Source organism: Thalassoglobus sp., assembly GCF_048270125.1.
GTDB lineage: Bacteria > Planctomycetota > Planctomycetia > Planctomycetales > Planctomycetaceae > Thalassoglobus.
Map to the genome: position 1 here is coordinate 26969 of NZ_JBLWTN010000035.1, position 19440 is coordinate 46408.

Annotated in this window: 13 protein-coding genes; 5 read left to right on the forward strand and 8 right to left on the reverse strand. The window is 50.7% G+C overall.

From position 1 onward, the window contains the following. Nucleotides 1-104 precede the first annotated feature (104 nt). Complete coding sequence (locus ACN0YR_RS22905; protein WP_417851537.1) at nt 105-497, forward strand: hypothetical protein; 393 nt, start codon at nt 105-107, stop codon at nt 495-497. A gap of 165 nt (nt 498-662) precedes the next feature. On the opposite strand, the gene ACN0YR_RS22910 is transcribed toward ACN0YR_RS22905, so the two are convergent. Beyond that, nucleotides 663-1133, reverse strand: a complete 471-nt coding sequence (locus tag ACN0YR_RS22910; protein ID WP_417851538.1) for a MauE/DoxX family redox-associated membrane protein — start codon at nt 1131-1133, stop codon at nt 663-665. A 962-nt stretch (nt 1134-2095) separates the two neighbouring features. On the opposite strand from ACN0YR_RS22910, the gene gdhA reads away from it, so the two are divergent. Together gdhA and ACN0YR_RS22920 are read left to right on the forward strand one after the other, a co-directional pair. Further along, on the forward strand, nt 2096-3445 hold the full coding sequence (gdhA, locus tag ACN0YR_RS22915) for an NADP-specific glutamate dehydrogenase (RefSeq protein WP_417851539.1): 1350 nt from the start codon (nt 2096-2098) through the stop codon (nt 3443-3445). Nucleotides 3446-3695: 250 nt separating this feature from the next. Then, on the forward strand, nt 3696-4919 hold the full coding sequence (locus ACN0YR_RS22920; protein WP_417851540.1) for a threonine/serine ThrE exporter family protein: 1224 nt from the start codon (nt 3696-3698) through the stop codon (nt 4917-4919). 86 nt (nt 4920-5005) lie between these two features. Here ACN0YR_RS22920 and ACN0YR_RS22925 read toward each other — a convergent pair whose 3' ends face one another. Further along, nucleotides 5006-7843, reverse strand: coding sequence for a transporter substrate-binding protein (locus tag ACN0YR_RS22925; RefSeq protein WP_417851541.1), 2838 nt, complete (start codon nt 7841-7843; stop codon nt 5006-5008). A gap of 816 nt (nt 7844-8659) precedes the next feature. Beyond that, on the reverse strand, nt 8660-9772 hold the full coding sequence (locus ACN0YR_RS22930; protein ID WP_417851542.1) for a sialidase family protein: 1113 nt from the start codon (nt 9770-9772) through the stop codon (nt 8660-8662). A gap of 477 nt (nt 9773-10249) precedes the next feature. Between ACN0YR_RS22930 and ACN0YR_RS22935 the strand changes: the two genes are divergently transcribed. After that, nucleotides 10250-11074 (forward strand): TIGR01457 family HAD-type hydrolase, encoded by an 825-nt coding sequence (locus tag ACN0YR_RS22935; RefSeq protein WP_417851543.1) that lies wholly within the window; start codon nt 10250-10252, stop codon nt 11072-11074. Between the two features lie 492 nt (nt 11075-11566). On the opposite strand, the gene ACN0YR_RS22940 is transcribed toward ACN0YR_RS22935, so the two are convergent. Beyond that, nucleotides 11567-13387, reverse strand: coding sequence for an FAD-dependent oxidoreductase (locus tag ACN0YR_RS22940; protein ID WP_417851544.1), 1821 nt, complete (start codon nt 13385-13387; stop codon nt 11567-11569). A gap of 258 nt (nt 13388-13645) precedes the next feature. Here ACN0YR_RS22940 and ACN0YR_RS22945 point away from each other — a divergent pair, with 258 nt between their 5' ends. After that, nucleotides 13646-15685 carry a DUF2079 domain-containing protein gene (locus ACN0YR_RS22945; RefSeq protein ID WP_417851545.1) on the forward strand — a complete coding sequence of 680 codons (2040 nt, stop codon included), beginning with the start codon at nt 13646-13648 and terminating at the stop codon, nt 15683-15685. Between the two features lie 520 nt (nt 15686-16205). On the opposite strand, the gene ACN0YR_RS22950 is transcribed toward ACN0YR_RS22945, so the two are convergent. The 4 genes from ACN0YR_RS22950 to ACN0YR_RS22965 all read right to left on the reverse strand — a co-directional run bounded on the left by ACN0YR_RS22950 (nt 16206) and on the right by ACN0YR_RS22965 (nt 19439). Then, nucleotides 16206-16835 (reverse strand): hypothetical protein, encoded by a 630-nt coding sequence (locus ACN0YR_RS22950; protein WP_417851546.1) that lies wholly within the window; start codon nt 16833-16835, stop codon nt 16206-16208. Between the two features lie 69 nt (nt 16836-16904). Next, nucleotides 16905-17600, reverse strand: coding sequence for an ABC transporter ATP-binding protein (locus tag ACN0YR_RS22955; RefSeq protein WP_417851547.1), 696 nt, complete (start codon nt 17598-17600; stop codon nt 16905-16907). Continuing rightward, on the reverse strand, nt 17600-18934 hold the full coding sequence (locus ACN0YR_RS22960) for a hypothetical protein (RefSeq protein ID WP_417851548.1): 1335 nt from the start codon (nt 18932-18934) through the stop codon (nt 17600-17602). Before ACN0YR_RS22960 ends, ACN0YR_RS22955 begins: the two co-directional genes overlap by 1 nt. Continuing rightward, the gene (locus tag ACN0YR_RS22965; RefSeq protein WP_417851549.1) at nt 18921-19439 is read right to left on the reverse strand and encodes an anti-sigma factor family protein; all 519 of its coding nucleotides are present in this window, start codon (nt 19437-19439) and stop codon (nt 18921-18923) included. Before ACN0YR_RS22965 ends, ACN0YR_RS22960 begins: the two co-directional genes overlap by 14 nt. Nucleotide 19440 lies beyond the last annotated feature (1 nt).

A 19440-nucleotide genomic window follows, 5' to 3' on the forward strand; every position in this document is an offset into this window, starting at 1 on the left:
GCCGAAGTGATGACCTGAAGTTAACTAGGTGGAAAATCCTCTTGGTCAATGACAGGGAGGTCCCTGTTGGTGTCGTCTAAGCTGGGTGTGGATTGGGAGCGTAGATGTCTGTGTTGAGAGTGTATGGGCAAAGCCTGGATCTTGACGCGGCGATTGCCGAGTGCGGGCTTGCGGTCTGTGCAACTCAGCGTCGAGGAGAGGCGAGAGTCTCCGGTTCCGATCGGGTGTTTTCGCAAAATGCAATCTTTGTTGAGATCAGTGCCGCCGACATCGAAGATTTTGAGCGCCAAGTTGATGACGCACTTTCATTCCTGAGTCAGTACCAAACTGAAATTGCCGATCTTGTTGGCACTCGTGGGGTTGAAGAAGCATACATTGATTTTTGTATTCCTCGACTCGATGGTGCTGCACAATCAGCAATTTTCTCGACCCAACTTGTGCGCGCTGCTGGGCGTCTGAATCTTGGTTTATGTTTGTCGTTATACGAGGTCTCATAAAGCATTTTTATGCTGGTCGTGCCCGTGAAGCTCGCTTTCATGACTTCATAGACCGCTCGCCACGAGGCAGAACGTATTGACCAATATTGGATTTGCTCCGGCCAGTTTCGCTCAAATCGATTCGCGTGCAGATCGAGTTGCGAATGCTTTCAACAGCTGGTTGTATCAGTCTGTCTTGTTTTCCCGTTGAGGAAGATTTCGATTGCCAGAATCCGCCACTGCGAACAACAGAAAAGCGGCGCTGGCAGCGGAGAGGACTGAGTAATCTAACGGCGGCTTTGGGCCGAGAGCACTCATCATCGTTATTGTGAAAATGCTCAAGAGGACTCCAGCTGCAAGCGAAAACCATCGCAACTTCCAACCGATCAGTAATCCAATCGCAATCACGATTTCGGCGATCGTGGCAGCCCATCCCAAGAAAGGAATCAATGAAGCAGGGGCAAACCAGTTCAGAAGTTGAACATATGCCTCATAGTTTTTTATGTTCCCCCAAACTACTCCTTCACTTCCGGGTGGACCCCATAGCCCAAAGCGATCTGCCACAGCTGATAAGAATGCTGCTGCCAATGCAATACGGACGAAGCATTTTGCCAATTGAAGTTGTTTTGATTGCTGGCTATGGTTGCTTGGAGTCATTTTTCTTATCACTTGCGGATTCAATCTGTACAGGGCATTTTAGAGCAAATTCAGGTTTTAGGGTCAGTTTTAAATAGTGTGAAGGAGCTCGAACTGATTTGTGGATAGTGAGTTTTGTAGCGACTCGTTGATGATAGCCGATGAGTCGGGATCGAAGTCAGTCAGAATAAAATTCACCGCTGCATCAGCGAATTGCTTCATCTCGTTATTGAACAAGAGCATTTTTTTGAAAATGCATGGGATATCCCTTGGGTGTGAGTGATTTCTCACGTGAAAGCTCTCTCTACGGAGACCAGGAGCACATTCGTGTTCTAAACAGGTCTTCACTTTATAACGCTTTTCTCTTTAGTGATGACAGGTTTTGATGGAATTCTCGTAATATCAAATACGTATCTGTTGATCTATAGGCGAGGTTTAAGCGAGAAACTCTGATTTCCGTTTTTCGTTACGATTATGGAGAATGTCGATTCTACAGCGGCGTGAGATATTCCCACGAAGAATTTACCATTAAAATCTAACATCAGGATCAGTCCTGAGATTCGCTGAGGGTTCCTTCGGTGTTGAACGCTATTCATACTTTCGCCCCTTCGTGTGGAGCGTGAGTACTGTCGTAGCTCTTCTGAGCAACGACTCCTTCGACGTCGGTTCTCGCGTGGAAACCCGAAAAAATAAACAGAATGATCCTCGACACTTTGAACAAATTCTGGAGACACATCTGACTTTCAATGATGAAATATTGATCTATGGAGACTGCTCTTGAAAGTCTTTGCACAGGTGGAGATCGACGCGCTCTATCGACGCTCTCTATCGACATTGAGTTTTGCAATGAGCGGATGAGAAAGTCAACGATTTGTATCGCAGCCAGCTAGAACGTCACCCACCACGACACCAGCGATTAACTACACCCTTTCTGAAAATCAATCTGGCACTAGCGTTTTAATGACCCCGCATTGAAGAGAATAATGGATAAAAATATGGACGAAAAACTGGAAACAACACTCTGGAACATTCAACAACGCAACCTCGGTGAACCGGAATTTATTCAAGCGGTTAAAGAGGTGTTTGGGTCGATCGGAACTGTGTTGGCGAAGTTCCCAAAGTTCACCGAACAAAAAATCATCGAACGAATCTGTGAACCTGAACGTCAGGTGATCTTTCGCGTGCCGTGGCAGGATGATCGTGGCGAAGTCCACATTAATCGTGGTTTCCGTGTCCAATTCAATAGTGCTTTGGGGCCGTTCAAGGGGGGCTTGCGATTTCATCCTTCCGTCAACTTGTCGATCGTGAAGTTTTTGGGATTTGAACAGATTTTCAAAAACGCTTTGACGGGAATGCCCATTGGCGGAGGCAAGGGGGGAAGTGACTTTGATCCGAAGGGACGCAGCGACAATGAAGTGATGCGTTTCTGCCAGAGTTTCATGATTGAACTGTCGCGTCACCTTGGGGAATACACCGATGTTCCCGCTGGCGATGTCGGTGTTGGTAAGAGAGAAGTTGGTTATCTCTTTGGGCAGTACAAAAGGATCAGCAACCGATACGAGTCAGGAGTCTTGACCGGCAAGGGACTCAGCTACGGCGGAGCATTGGTCCGTACCGAGGCCACTGGTTACGGACTTGGCTACTTTGTTCAAGAGATGCTCGCGGCGAGAGGTGAATCGCTCGAAGGCAAGACTTGTCTGGTCTCCGGAGCAGGAAACGTCGCGATCTATGCGATTGAAAAAGTGACTCAACTGGGTGGCAAAGTCGTCGCCTGTTCCGATTCCAAAGGCGTTGTCTACGATGAAGCAGGTATCGACCTGCCGACGCTGAAACGCATTAAGGAAGTCGAACGGCTCCCGATCGAATCGTATTGCCAGTCGCGAAAGCAATCGCACTATCAGGCAGGCGGGAATCTTTGGGAGATCAAATGCGATGTCGCGTTACCCTGTGCCACACAGAATGAACTCACAGGGAAAGACGCTGATGCGCTTCTTCAAGGTGGTTGCATCGCGGTCGCGGAAGGGGCCAACATGCCGACGACTCCCGAAGGGATCGAAAAGTTTATCAATGCAGGGATTGCCTACGCGCCTGGTAAGGCAGCGAACGCCGGCGGAGTTGCGACCAGTGCGTTGGAGATGCAGCAAAATGCTTCTCGGGATGCTTGGTCATTCGAATTTACTGAGAAAAAACTTGCCCATATCATGAAAGATATTCATGATCGCTGTTTGAAAACCGCTGATGAATTTGGCGTTCCCGGCAACTACGCGCAAGGAGCGAACATCGAAGCGTTCATGCGGGTCGCTGATGCGATGCAGTCGTTAGGATTGATCTGAGTCAGAGACGCAACGTGGGTGGAGTTCGACACTTTCTGCAGTCGATGATATCGCAATGACTTGTTGATGAAAGTCAGCGAGTCTAGATCTCAGTCAGTCAGAACGTCACCCACCGCGCGGAAATTCATCGATGAGTCAATTTCCGTGGGGGAAATCAGCGAAGGAGTCTCGTCACAGACAGTGAACTTGCGATAGAATCTTGTCGGTATGCAACCGCCACGTTTCTACTTAACTTCTTCTGAGGCACCACTTGTCTGATACCCACTCCGAGGAGCTGATTCTGGAGCTTGCACGCAGTCTTCACGCCAGTGGATCTCCCGCGTATGAGCTTGAGAGTCAGATGGAACAGGTTGCTACGGCGCTCGGTCGGCAAGCCACTTTCTTCTCAACGCCGACATCCCTGTTCGTGACGTTTGATGATGAGCGGTACGGAACGCGAATGCTTCGCGTCTATCCGAGTAAGACGAACCTCGGACGGTATGCTGAACTGTTTCGCTTGCAGCAGTCTATTCAGGACGAGAGCGTCACAGTTCAAGACGCTTTGGCTCAATTGCGTTCGATTCTGGCGATGCCAGGCGGGTACGTCACATCTGTGCAAATCGCATCGTACGGAATTGTTGGTGCATGTGTCGCTCTGCTTGTCGGAGGGAACAACACTGTCATTATCTCGGCAGGAGCGATTGGTCTGCTCGTCGGAGCGATGGTTCTTGGTTTGTCACGCCTTCGGTTTCCGTCGCACCTGACGAATGTCATCGCAGGTTTTACAGCCAGTGCAATTGCCTGTGTGGTTCAATCGTGGGTTACTACGAGTAACTTTGAATTGACCGCTCTGTCGGCGCTGATCGTACTCGTGCCCGGTCTGCATCTTACAATCAGTATCAACGAACTGGCGACGAAAAATCTTGCCTCCGGCTCGGCGCGATTTGCCGGAGCGATGACAACACTGCTGACTCTGATTTTTGGCGTCTACATGGGCTATGACTTTGTCGCCGCTTTGCACCCGATTCCCGATTCGGTGGCACCACATACCCCGTCGTTGATTGCATCGGTGTTTGTGGTGATTCCCATCGGGCTGTGTCTGGCGGTTTTATTTCGTACTCGATACCAAGACGTCCCGTGGCTGTTATTTTCGACACTCATTGTCTACGGAGCGCTGAGGCTGGCTGGCGATAATTTCAGTCCGTTTGCAGCGGTCTGGATTGCTTCCGTCGTCGCCGGTGTGACCAGTCGTCTGCTTTCGAACCGTTTAAGGTTACCTGCAGCCGTGATGTTGGTTCCCTCACTCATTCTGCTGGTTCCAGGAACTCTCGGCTTTACGGGTCTGGCACAGATCATGCTTCGAGAAGACCTCCCCAGCGGCCTTCGTCTGCTCACCACAATGTTGATGACCTCCGTCGCGATTGTCGCCGGACAGTTGGTCACGGATGTGATTACTCCCATTCGCAAGATGCGAACAGGAACCGGCCGCCGGTGATTAAGCCGCTTTGAATGCAGACTCACAACATTCGGCAACTGATTGAAAACTGAATCAAAACTGAATCAAACAGGCTCTGTGAAGTCTCAGACAGGAATTTGCTCGGCTGGTTTTCCTCTTCTTGGAACACTCGCGACGAGTGCGAGAACTTCGTTCATGTTCATGGGTTTTGTCAGGCAGCCGTCCATCCCAGCATCGATGCACGCGTCTTGCTCCTCCTTCATGGCATTCCCCGAGAGCGCCATGATTGGCCAGCGCGGCCAGTGATTTTCTTGCTCTCGCTGACGGATTTGTCGGGTGGCCTCCAGACCATCCATGACCGGCATTTGAACATCCATCAGAATAATGTCGAATGCGTCGGGGTGGGTCAGGGCATCGAGTGCCTGTTGCCCATTCTCAGCGATTGTGACTTCGTGTTTTCCTTTGCTCAGCATTGATATAGCAACGGTTTGATTCACCAGACTGTCTTCGGTGACAAGGACGCGACGCGGGGCGACAGGTTCCGTTGGCTGAACGTGATGTTGAGGTTGCCAGCCCGCAACTGAGATCGCAAGTTCTCGAAACAGAGTACTCCTTCTGAGTGGTTTGGGGAGTACAACTGCAAAGTGTTTCGATTCCAGCTGTTCCTCGTTATCAGCGATTGAGGAGGAGGCAAGAATCAGTGGGAGGTCTTTGCCATGCGGTTGATCGCGTATCCAGCTTGCCAGTTGCCAGCCATCAATTCCCGGCATCATTGCGTCTAAAATCATGCCGTCGTAAGTTTGCAGCAAATCCGGGTTGTGCTCGAGTTGCTGCTGTAAGTCTCGTCCGTCCTCTGCGATATCGACATGGATGCCAAAACCTTCGAGCATTCCCATTGCGACACGACGATTGACTTCGTTGTCGTCAACCAGCATCACGCGCTTGCCGACAAGCACGTCTTGAGGTGGCCCAACTTGCTGGCGTGATCGAATGACGTCGTTGCTGGTGGCGGGTGGAAGTGGAATTTTGACATAAAATGAGGTTCCTTTCCCCAGCTCACTTTCCAGAGTGAGACTCCCACCCATGAGTTCAACAAGACGCTTGCAGATCACCAAACCTAAGCCGGTGCCGCCGTACTGTCGAGTCGTTCCTGAATCCGCCTGCATGAAAGGCTTAAAGAGTCGCTGTTGTGCAGCTTCCGAAATTCCGATGCCGGTGTCCCGCACCTCCAGTTCGATGGTCTGTTCTTCCTCCGCGCTTGGCCGTACGATCACGACGATGCGTCCATCTTCAGTGAATTTGATGGCGTTGCTGACGAGATTCATCACGACCTGGCGAATTCGCGTGGGGTCACCTCTGCGTATGTCTGGCATTTCGAGATCAAAGTCCAACTCAATTTCCATCCCTCGGTTGTGTGCTTTGGGCGAGAGCAACTGCAGCGTTTCACTGAGTTGGTCCTGGAGTGAAAATCCGATTTGCTCGAGTTCAACACGCCCAGCTTTGATCTTGGAGAAGTCGAGAATATCGTTGATGATCGTCAGCAAAGATTCTCCCGAGGAGAGAATGATCGAAAGCTGTTCGGACTGCGTTGCCGAGAGTTGACCATCTCCCAAGAGTTGCGCCATTCCCAAAATTCCGTTCATGGGAGTGCGGATCTCGTGGCTCATCGCTGCCAGAAAGTCTGACTTGGCTTCGTTTGCTGCCTCTGCTGCGTCTCGGGCCTCTTCCAATTCGATCTGCTTGGCGTTCAGTTCACGAATCAGTTTCTCTTGAATTTCTTTTTCCCGCCTGAGCGTGCTATGCAAATCGACCACTGTCGGAAAGGCTTCAAGTGCCTGATGTATAATTCGACCACGCTGCAGGGTGTCGACTCCGAACCAAGGCTCGGGGTCGATCATCTCGGGGTACTGCCACGTGATTTCAAAGTCGCCAGTTGTCCGAGCTTTCCCGATAATGGCTCTTTTGCGAACATGCCGATTTTTACGAAGCTCCATCACCCCGCAAGGACCATTCACCAGAATGAAACTGTGGTTCTCTAAGTCAGCGACTTCAAAGCTGCCGACTTGCTCGACAATCGCTTTCCATAAATAGACCTGCGTATACGAATTCGCCATCGGGGATGAAACGGGACAGTTGTAACCGACGTACTCTCGAATTCTCGGCAAGAAGTGTTGATTGACTTCATTCTTGCAAGTTGAGAAATAATCCCAGCAGGCATAGTGACCAACTGCTTCTGGAACGGATGCCAATTCCGTCTCGGAAAAGCTGAATGAAATTACCGGCAGTTGCTCGCTTCCCGGTCCAAGTTTTGCAAGAAGTTGGAAGAAATCGATATTGGCAAACCCGTTGAGGGTGTTATAGATAACATCCGGCTCAGACGCCAAAAGTTGCTCGACGACAGGACGGACATCAAACTCCTCGAGAGGCAAATAACATTCTGCGAGCACTCTTCCGCCACGTTTCTCCATAACACCGTGCATTAACGTGTTCGCTGTGCGTGGGTAGACGTAATCTGATCCCACAATCGCGGCATCTTTCCAACCTTGATCCATCGCCCAGTCAATGGCGGGTTCAATTTGTTGATTGAGAGTGCTGCCAGTGTAAATCACATTGGAGCTTTCTTCGAGTCCTTCGTATTGAAGTGGATAAAACAACAATCCGTTATTACGACTCAATACTGGCAACAGGGCTTTGCGAGAGGCTGATGTCCAACAACCGAAAAGAACTGAAATTCCATCGACCTCGAGAAACTTCTCTGCCTCTCGCGCGAAGATCTCGCCGTTCGATGCTCCATCACGAGTCTTCGTGAGAATCTTTCGTCCGAGCACGCCACCTGTTGCGTTGATCTCCTGGACTGCCAGTTCCGTCGCCTTTGCCACGAGAGTTTCGCAACCCGACATGACTCCAGAAATGGAGTTTAAGATCCCGATGGTATACGTTTGCGAGGAACCCGTCTCAGACATGAAATCGCTTTCGATGTGAGATGAAAAAGTCTCAATTCAAGTCGATCACTTTGGCCAGTGAGAGCACTTTCAATGCTTGTCTCGCTTCTGATGATGACTCCCATGACTTCATAGACTGCTCTCCATCCGGCAGAACCTCATGTTCAACATTGGAATTGCGATAGAGCCCTATAAGTAGATTCTCCAAATGAGAAGCTGGAACTCGTTTCAACTCGCGGAATAATCAGTCCACCTATTCGCTGTTTCCATGTCTCCTCGGTTCGAAACTGTTTTGCTGCACTGGCTGACGGTCGTGCCGACATCTTCGCAGCCAACGAGAACAATGGTTCCGAGCAGTCTACTCTATCCTATGTTCGTACTTCTTTGCCCGCGTCCAAACCCCATTCCATGAGACTGATCACACAAGCTGTTGTTAAGAACGCTCTCGTTCAGCGAGCGCACTTCGAATCGGAACCTAAATTCTCCTTCACACTCTGCGTCGATCCGTCGTAAAGCATTTCTGAACAGCCAAGGTCGTCTCCTGCTTCACCTCTCATTTTCTGATGAACTCAGCTGTGGTCACTTAGCACGACAACTTAATAATAATCATCAGGGAAAACTCACCGATGTCTACTAATAATCCGGAAATTTTGTAGGTAAAAGCGAGCTGACACTGCCGAGAGATTCTCTGACGATTTCATTCGCTCAACCGAGTCGCCCCATCCATCTCTCAAAATTCATGTAGATTTGATGTCACGCATCCTGCTATTTCAGATGTGGCTCTATGTCGGCAAGGGTGAGGTAGAATGATTTGGTTTGCGTCGCGATATGATTGGTCTATGGCTGCTTGCTCTCAATTTTTTCCTCACTCACGAAATCCGCTTCACGGAAACTGGCTCTCACGTTGCCTTGCATGGTGGTGAGCCAGATCTGCCCCGGTGTCGGTTCGAAGGCATAGGGATAGGAGAGCCATTTGCCTTTGTGGCTGGCGATGACGGTCGGGCGTGTCCAGGTTTTTCCGTCATCATTGGAGAAGGCGAGCGAGAGTTCTTCGCGGAAGTTGCTGACGGGAACTTCCGACCACAGCCCGTCGCCGCCGCTCATTTCCCATCTGTCCTGACCTTCGGGAAAAGTGCGGTTCCAAAGCAGAATAAGTCGACCGCTATCGAGACGAGTGAGCATGCCGGGGGCGCTGCTTGCGGGAATTCCTGACGGCTGCAGAGTTTGCCAGTGACGACCACCGTTGTTTGAGTACCCCGACCAGAACTCGCCCCAGTTGGTCCGGATCAGTTGCCAGATGCGACCATCTTCAAGTTCAATCAGGGTCGGTTCGGTGACTCCTCCGTGATGGCCTTGCCCGCCGAGGTCGATCAGATTGCTGGCAGCCCAGGTGAGACCATCGTCGTTTGAAGAGTAAGTCAGAACTGTGTGTCGTCCTGGATTGTGCAGCATTTTCATGGCAGTGAAGATGATGCGTCCCTCTTGAGTTTGAATCATGTCGCGGACGCATCCGCTCCAGTCGTCATGCATCTTCTGAATGTTCTGCCAGGTCTTTCCACTGTCAGTGCTCCGCATGACGTATGTCGGCAGGACCGCTCCGGGGGCGTCGTGAAGTTCGTCTTTCCAGGTCCATTTTCGCTCATCCAGATTCATGAATCCAACAATGATTGTGCCATCCTGTGTGGTGAGAATGGCTCGTTCATTACTGACAGTCATTTTGGTTCCGAGAGCGAAGATCGGTCGCGGCTCTGACCATGTTTTCCCGTTGTCTTTTGAAAGGTAGGTCGCTTTGGCGTCGATGGCGAGAATGTCACCCTCTTTAGTGCGGGTGAACGGCCCCATCAGTTTGAACGAAAGCGGTTGGAGCTTTGGGTGAAGTTCAAGATCCTGAGCATGCAAGGTTTGCAAGCAGGTGGTGAACAAGAGAATCGTTGCGAGTAAAATTTTCATCGGATTTGTGACCTCAAAGTTCTGTCGAATTCGTCTGTTCTCTCGTACGGCGAAACAAGTTTTGGGCTGCACTTGTGGAAACTGGAACAGGTTCGAAACGATCTCAAAACCACTCCGGTCGATTTCATATTTCGATCCACCTGCGCATCGTTTCAGTCTTGCTGCTCTGAATTTGAACAATAGCAGATGTTGTTGCGTTTATCTGTTCTGTTTTTCAGTATTTTCATTCGTGCATTCGTTCGCTGAATGAGACAGTTTTGCCTGCAACTTTAAAGCTGTTTCTGACGTTCCGGCTATCGTGACCGTGATGGCTTGAGACGAAAGGCACAACGTTTGCTTCTTGTTCAATTCACTGTGACGCAGCGATGTGAAAAAACACCTTTAAACTTTCATTTTTCCTTCGCGTTACTTTAACACCTTTCTGCTGAAGTGATGTCTCTCACTTCGAAGAACAAGTTGAAATTTTGGAACACTAAAATGAACCGTACCGTACACAAGAATCACGGTCTTCTGATTGACATGGATGGCGTTATCTACCGCGGGAGTGAACTCATTCCTGGGGCGGATGAGTTTGTTTCTCAACTCATCGACGACGGCATTCCTTTTTCCTTTCTGACAAATAACAGCCAGAGGACTCGTCGGGATGTCGCGACGAAACTGCGACGCATGGGGATGTCGGTTGAAGATGAGCATGTTTACACATGTGCGATGGCGACAGCGAGTTTTCTAGCTGACCAAAAGCCGTTTGGGACGGCCTATGTGATAGGTGAAGGGGGTCTGCACAGCGCATTGCATGATGTTGGTTATTCGATTGTCGACACTCAGCCCGATTATGTCGTCGTTGGTGAAGGACGAACTTTCACCATGGAAATGTTGGAGCGTGCATGCAACATGGTCAAAGGGGGAGCGAAGCTCATCGCAACAAACATGGACCCGAACTGTCCGACGCAACATGGATTGCGACCAGGGTGCGGAGCGATCGTCGCGTTGCTTGAATCGGCAACCGGAGTGAAAGCGTTTAGTGTCGGGAAGCCGAGCCCAATTATGACTCGGGCTGCGAGAAAAGAACTTGGTCTGACCGCTTCAGAAACAACGATCATTGGAGACACAATGGAAACCGACATTCTGGGAGGTGTTCAACTGGGGTATCGCACGATTCTTGTTCTCTCTGGCGGAACTCAACGGGAAGACTTAGCGAACTTTGCTTATCAGCCAGACCGAATTGTGAATTCCGTTGCGGATCTCGATCCCGGTTCGCTATTCGTCCATGAGGAAAAAGTTGTTGCCAATCTCGCGGGTTAGTCCCCACTCGAAATTGCCTTCACCCTGATTTTGAATCCCCTCGGACTTCGGAAAGGTCCGAGGGGATCGTTCTTAGATGGCTGATGACATCTTTCGAATCGGCGTTCGCGTTCTGCCTCGTGGCGAGCAGCCTATGGAGTCATAAAAGTGAACTTCACGGGCACAGAAAGCGTTGGAAATGCTTTCGTGTTGATCCAGTATTGGCTGTTCGCGTTCTGCCTCGTGGCGAGAAGCCTGTGAAGTCATAAAAGTGAACTTCACGGGCACAAAAAGCGTTGGAAATGCTTTCGTGTTGATCCAGTATTGGCCGTTCGCGTTCTGCCTCGTGGCGAGCAGCCTTTGGAGTCATAAAAGTGAACTTCACGGGCACAAAAAGCGTTGGAAATGTTTTCGTGTTGATCCAGTATTGGCTGTTCGCGTTCTGCCTCGTGGCGAGCAGCCTTTGGAGTCATAAAAGTGAACTTCACGGGCACAAAAAACATTGGAAATGTTTTAGTTTGAGGTTTGGTTGGCGTGTCGAATGAAGTCGCCTCGGGTTCCTTTGAAGTTGTCGATATTGATCGGGAGTTCGTATTCGACGCAGATTTCTTTCCATCGCTGGCGTGTTTCTGAATCGAGTGGCTGATCCAGTTTGACATTGTGACCGAGGTAATACTCATAGTACTGGCCGAGTCGATGTTTGCCTCGCGGGCTTCCGGAAGGTTTCTTTTCCAATCCGTGTAAGCCGCCGAGAGAGCCCCACCATTGGACAGCTGCGAAGTCTGGATGATCAGTCGGGACATCGCTGACGTAGATAGTTGCGGTCTGGTGTTGGTGGAGCGTTCTTTGAATGTCGCGTGGCTTGATGCTTTGCACCGGCTGTCCGGTCTTGATCGCCAATGCAGCAGCCGTGCCAGCAGCATCGCCGAGTCCGGTCCAGATCGGTTCCAGACGGAGCGAGCAAAATCCAACGTGTGAGGCAGAGACGGCGACCGGCACGAGCAGGTTCTGCATCTCCTTTGGGCAGATGACTCCATAGGGGACCTGATACGGTGGTGTTGCCATGTAGAACTCGCCGGTATGTTTTCCGCCGATCATCGGACCTTCATGGCCGGTTCCGTGGCAGTTCAAGCTGTATTCGCCGATGGCGATTGAGTTCGGATGGAAGCGTGCGCGGGCATCTTCATTTTCGTTGAGACAGTCTTGTTGTGTGTAAATGTGCTGTCCCACCATACGGCGAGCTTCGCGGATATAGAGTTGTTCGGGGATATGGCCGGTCTGTTGGAATTCATCTTTGCACCAACCCCAAGTATTGGCTTCCTCTTGAAAGACTTTCGGGACGCGCGGGTCGGTTTGGACGAAGTAGAGCAGCCCGATATTGTGCTGGAGATGTTTGTCGAAAATTTCCTGGCGTGTTGCCTCATCACCATCTGGCCAGGCATTGTTGATTTGTGGAAGTGAGAGTCTGACAGCGTTTCGGGAGACGTCGTTAATATCGTGCTTCTGATTGGGCAGGGGAGGGAGATGAGCTTTGTAGAGGCCTCCTTTCCGAGAACAGAAAACTGTCTTGATGGTGCCATCTTTGAGAAGTGGAATCACGGGGGCGAACATCTCTGCGTCATAGCCCTGAGGAGCTTCGAGAGGGACGCGGTTTTCGGGGTTCTGTGTCATCACAAAACGGAAGTTGTAGCCCTGAACTTGATCATCGGCAGATTCCGGAGCGAGCGATTCTCCGAATTCGTTTCGTCCTTCACGTCCCACGCGATATGGGACTTTGGCCGCTGCCATCAAGTCACCTTCATAGGTGGCGTCAATAAAGATCTGGGCTTGAAATTGATGCTTCTGGCCGCTGTGATCGGTGAACTCTGCGAGCTGAATTTTGTTCTTCGCCCGGTTTAGGAGAACCTCAACAAGACGGGTTTGAGTGAGGATAGAAATCGACTTTTCCTCGCTGAGCATCTCGTGGAAAATTTTTCGATTGATATGAGGTTCTCCCCGTGTGCCTCGCAATGCGTTTTTCACATCCTCGTGTTCTTCGCCAAGCTTCTGGACATAGTATTCATGAACGCGATTCGAGAACTGACCGAAGGTCCCGGTGAGACCTTCGAAGGTGTGGAAATCGGTGTTTGAGAGTCCGTTGGTGACCAGACCGCCGATCTGTTGGTATTGCGTGATCATCACGACACTCTGGCCGTCGCGCGCGGCATTCAGAGCCGCTGCAATTCCGGCGGGTGTCGCACCGTAGATGAGAACATCGGTCTTCGTTGGCGAATCTTTCGCGTGAACCTGAACAGTGGTGAGTAGACAGAAGGAGAGAAGAATCAGAGTTCGCATGAAGTCCCTTTCGAGAATGTTCGCCAACACGGCAGCCAGCGTTTCTTTACTTTGTGGTCTCGACCGCTCAATAGAGCTTCGAGCGACTTGCTGTCAACGGCGAGTGCCGCTTCGATGTCGCTGCACAACAATTGCCTCATCCGACAAATAGAGATAGAGGGACCACTACGTTATGATCTTGAATCGACGAACTCAATGCGAGTCAGTTTCTCGTGGCCGACTTCATTTCCCTTCAACCTTTTTCAGTTCAAGAATATCGTGAAACGTCAACTCTCAGATTTTGCTTCTCCGGCGACAGCCATACTCGGGCTGTTCGTGCAGGTGCTTGTGTTGATGGTTTATGCGCTTTTTGTTCTGGAAACAGAAATGCTCTCCTCTGCGTTCGTCAGCGATCAACTTCGGGATTCTCTCGTCCACTTATTAGGGGGATCGGTGCGCGGTCTCCCGGATGGGACTGAAGTCATCGTCTCCTTACCCGGAGCGTTTTTCGCGTCGCTGATTGTTTCGCTTCTCTTGAACGGTTTGAACTGGGGGATGAATCGAATTCGTTCTCGAAAGCAGCGACAAGAATTGTCTCACATTGTTTTGTTGAATGCGTTATGGACATTGCCGATCTTCGTCTGGATTGGCATGTGGCTGGGTCGTTCAATTTCAACTTCCTTCACCATACTCACTGCCGGGGTTGTGAATATCGTCTTGGCGATCACATTGGCTGGCTGGGGAAAGGTTCTGCTCTTGCCGAATGAAGCGGCTCAGGTTGACGTTGATGCGAGCCCGGAACGGAAGCGAAAAGACTGGAGACTTTTGTTGCTGGCGATGTCTCTCTTCACCATCACCTTTGTCTGGATGAACTGGGCACTTTGGTTCAACGTGCGAATTCCGCATGGCGATTCGGTGATGTACGAAGAGCATCTATGGAATCTTACGCATGGCAAAGGATTTCGGAGCTATCTCGATCAGGGGCTGTTTCTGGGTGAGCATATTCAGGTGATTCATGTGTTATTGGTCCCGTTACATTGGTTGTGGCCTTCGCACTTGCTGCTCGAACTTTCAGAGACGGTGGCGTTAGCATTGGGAGCAGTCCCCACTTTCTTGATCGCGCGTCGACGCTCTGGAAGCTCCCATGGAGCATTGCTGATCGCTTGTGCCTATCTGCTTTATTTTCCGGTTCACTATCTGGACATCTCGATCGATCTCAAAACATTCCGGCCGATTTCATTTGGCGTCCCACTGATGTTGTGGGCAATCAATGCGATGGAGCAAAAGCATTGGAAGCAAATGGTCACTGCGTTTGTGCTTGCGCTGGCTTGCAAGGAAGACTATGCCATTGTCATTGCCCCGATGGGGCTGTGGTGCATCTGGAATGAGTGGATGAATTCACGGAAGAGTGGGACTTCGATGGATCGAAAAACACTCGCAATTGGTGCGACGACAGCAGTCGTTTCAACAGCCTACTTATTGTTCGTAGTGAAGCTGGCAATTCCGTGGTTTCGTCATGGAGAGACCGTTCACTATGCCCGGTATTTTGAGGCCTTTGGGGAAACACCGACCGAAATTGTGTTGACGATGATCACCAATCCGCAGCTGTTATTTGTGGAGTTGGTCACGGTGGGCGCGGTGATTTATTTTCTTCGTCTTATCGTCCCGCTCGGGATGCCGATTCGGGGATGGTCGCAACTTCTCGTTGGGGCTCCGGTTTTTATTCTGCTGTGTCTCAACAACCTCGCGATGCAACCGCCCGGACCGTATCACCATTTCCACGCTCCACTGGTTCCGATTCTCGTTTGGGCAAAGTGTGTGGTGATTGGCTCGGTCGTTGAGAGTGCTTCAGCGATGAATCGGCGAACCGTCTGGATTTTTAGTTGTGCATTTTTAACTTCACTCTTGTTCAGTTTCAGTCCGTTGAGCATTCAGTTCTGGGATCCGGGACAGGAGATGTATTGGCGGAACCAGTATGTCCAGGATGAGCGTGCCAGGCAGTTTCGAAAAGTGCTGGAGAAACTACCACAGAGCGCCAGAATTGCTTCGACGGACTATGTCCATTCCTATCTGACTCACTACGAGCGATCTTACGACTACAGCAAGTACCCCCGAGCCGTGGCAGACTACGAAGACAAAGTCCCCGACGATACGGATTACATCGTCATCGATCGTCGCCACAAGTACAGCCGGGGTGAGTACGACGACCTGGGATTGATTCGAGAACTGCAGCGGGAGCCCGAAAAGTGGGACTTGTTGCCAGATGAGACGGATGGCTATTTTGCGATTTTGAAGCGACGCAAGCCAGCTGAAGATTGAGCTTGGTTGGGGAATCGTTGCGACCGTTAGAACCGGGTTTGCGTTGCGATTCACAGGACTGGAATGCGTGGTGTTTTTAGAATTTTACGCTTGACCGTCGTTTCGCATCCTATTGTTAAGTGTGGAAGTCTGGGATGTGATCCCAAAATCTGAATTGGCTCGAACTGACCCTCAAGCACTTTTCGAATTGGTGTTCGGGTTCTGCCTCGTGGCGAACAGCATTTTTAATAGAGAAATGCGTTCTTCAAGGGCACATGGTAGAGCAAACTGCTCTAGAGATGACTCTGAATCCCAGTGGTTCGGAGCGAATTCAAATCGTAGCGTTCGTGATACTGAGTCTCTCCAAGCCTCAGAATCTCTAACGTTTCCGAGGTTGCCGGTTAGGAACTGAATCACGCCGGCTCCAGCGTTCTGTCTCCTCCCTCCATCCGTTCTCCGGGTTCGGATGGTTTTTCGGAATGTTGAGAGCCGGTGCTTCTTCATTTCCTACTTCTGCAGGCCGGTGTTCTTCAGGCCAGTGCTACTGCATCGGATAGGCAGTGATGACGCTGTCCTTTTCGAGGACGAGTCGAATTTTTGTGCAGGCCGGATGACCTTTTCGCTTTCCGGATTCTCCACCCACGTAGCCGATTTTCTTTTTCATGTTGACTGTAATGACAGTTCGGCCTCGTTCGTTTTTCTGTTGAACATCCGGTGGACCTCGCTTTTGAGACATGGTCCAGGCTTCGTCAATCAATGCGAAGATTTCTTCACGATTTCCGTTGAAGACTCCGTGAATCGGTTTCTGGGGATTATCTTCGGCATGCTGCAGGATGTGGTCAATGCGGTGACCGTCGGCGCTCCCTGAGCGATAAATTAAACCCGCAGGAGATTTGAAAGTGTTTCGATCAACCTCAGTGAGGAACTCAGACGATTTCGTTTCTGATTCAGTTTTTGGAATCGGTGAGGATGTTGCATCAACCCGGTTTTCATTTGAAGCGGGAGCGAGAGTGGATTCTGTCTCAGTCGGAGAAAGGCCCTCGGGCGGATTCTCAGCATTTTGCTGATCCTGCCTCATCAGGAAGATAGCGATCGAGATGATCACCACGAGCAAGACAGGCGGAGAAAGCTTCAGAGATGGGGAGCGATTCGGAGCAGGAGGAATATTCATTGGGCAGTGGCCCTTGTTGATGAAAGGTCAAATGAGATGCAACCGATCTATTCAGGTCGCTGTGCGATCTTACTTGATTTCGGTACTTGACGCATCAACAAGTTGCCCGTCGCTGAGCTCGTAGTGTGTCGGAAATCGGCCTGCGAGCTCGCGGCTGTGCGTGACACAAATGAGCATGGCCTGTTGCTCGTTGGCGATTTCAAGAAGCAATGAACCGACCGATTCAGCCGTTTTGGGATCAAGATTTCCCGTCGGCTCGTCAGCGAGCAGAAGCAATGGCTGGTTAATCAGAGCCCGGCAGACTGCAACACGCTGCCGTTCGCCTCCAGAAAGTTGGCTGGGTCGGTGATGCAGTCGCTGAGAAAGACCGACTCGCTCAAGGAGTTGCTCCGCTCGCGATTGGACATCTGAATTTTGTCCCCCGGTGGCGAGTGTGGGGAGAAAGACGTTTTCTAAAACAGTACATTGCGGCAGCAGGTGATGGCCCTGGAAGATGAATCCGATTTTCTGATTCCGAAACCGAGCCTGAGAAGCCTGATCGAATTTCAGAGGGTACTCGCCCGCAATTTCGACATCTCCCGAAGTCGGTTCATCGAGAAGCCCGATGATATAGAGCAGGGTGCTTTTGCCAGATCCTGATGGACCGGTGATGGCGACTGAATCTCCCCGAGTCATCGAAAGGTTTGTCCCGCGAAGGATCTCCAATTCGCCAGCGGACGTGGAAAACGATTTCGAGAGGGACTGAACTCTTAAACTTTCGCTCATTATTGTTTGTCTTCGGTGCTTGGGCTTTGGGAGCGAGCTGCCGAGTCATCAGGACGGGGACTGAAACCCTCGGTCGAGTCGTCGTTGCGTGGCGGTCGGGAACCTTCTCTGAATGGTGGGGGACCGTCACCTCGGTCTAATGGCCCTCGCAGTCTTGGACCTCTGTCGCCTTGGCTTCTCTCACCCCGTCCACGAAGCTCAGGATCACCATTCTCAGAGCCCTGTCCACGAGGACCACCTTCGCCAGGAGATCTTTCACCTCGTGGTCCGCCTGATCGTCCTCTGTCTCCCGGTCTTCTTGAATCGCCACGGTTCGGGTAGAACGTTTCCCAGATCGTACGAAGGTCAATCGATTCCGGGTCTTCTTTGGGATTAATTTGTGTGTTCAAAGCAGTATAAAAATCGATCCCTTCAAGCTCCATCAGTGAATTTTGAGTCTCTTCATCAAGCGAGTTGAAGTAGCTTTCGATTTCTGCCTGGTTCGGAATCTTGGATTGCTTTCGATTTGCAATCGCTTGTTCGATCATGGACTTGATCAAAATTCCCTGAACTCGCAGCGTGGTGATATCTTTGCCATTCCACTCTTTGCCATCGGTCAGGTAATTTTTGACGGTCTCGTTCTCACCTTTTTCCCTGAGGAACGGAGTGAGCGCTTCAAATGTCTGGAACAATTCGGGGACGACATGAGGAGGGATCTTGGAGCGATCCTGCTCTCGAATCCGTGTGTTTTGTTTCAGAAATTTGATCAGGGTCAAATACCGGCTGAGCCCCTCGTTGCGGTTGAGTTCACTTCGATTTTCATCAGAGAGCTTATGGTTTTCGATGGTTTCAATTTTCTCCATGATTCTCGCGAGTTCGTCAGGTCTGAGAGTTGGAGTGCGGTCAAGAGGCGTCCCTCGCCATCGATAGTTTGGCATGGACCGCATCGCCGCAGTCGCTTCACGCTGGCGTTGCCCTTTGCGAATTTCACGAATGAGCTGGATTCGTTGAAGTGGATCAACAGTCTCTTTGAGCTGATCTCGCTGATGTGGTTCGATTGTTGTGAGCCATTCCTCGTAAAGGTCGAGAGCGACTTTGAGATCGCCGGAGGAGTCACTTTCGAGTGAAGTGTGGAAAGCGTTAATGGAGGCGATTTTCTCCGGGCTCATCTGCTGATAAGCTTTGAAGTTTCTGTCGAGCCGTTCTCGCTCGGACGGAGACATTCGAGCAATGGTTTGGCGGTGGTGGTCAAGTTGCTGCTCGACTTCTTGATCGCCGCGCGCTAAGAACGGGGCCAAGCCAAGTGCCAGGAGCATCGAGCAAATGAGCCAGATGCGGACGCTATTTTTGCGCATGACTGGTGGCCTTCCTCATTTCTTCCAACAATGCTTTTTCCGCTGTCAGTTGATTCAAAAACTCGACGCTTTGAACTTCGTCGTACCGGTCCAGGTTTTGAATCACCGGAAGTTCACGAACAAGTTTGTCGCTGCCGTCCGTGACAAATCGGTTGGTGATCAAAAAGCCAGCGACTGCAGCAATGATGAAAGCGACTGTCCAACTCAGCAGAATGCCGACTTTTTGGGTTGTCTGGAACCATGGCTGGTCCGAGAGAGGCGTTTTGATCTGTTCGAGCTTGGCAGTCGCCAAAGTTTTCTCGACGAAATCTTTCGGGGCATCGGGACGTTCAAGTTCGTCCAGCAGGTCATACGTTTTGGAAAGTAACTCAACATCGTTCCGGGCGACAGAATTCTGGACGAGCAGGGACTCAATCCGGCGCGTTTGTGCTTCGTCAAGCTCACCATCCAGATAGGCTGGGAGATTGTCGCGATCTTCGCTCGTGAGTCGGCTGAGTTTTTCCATA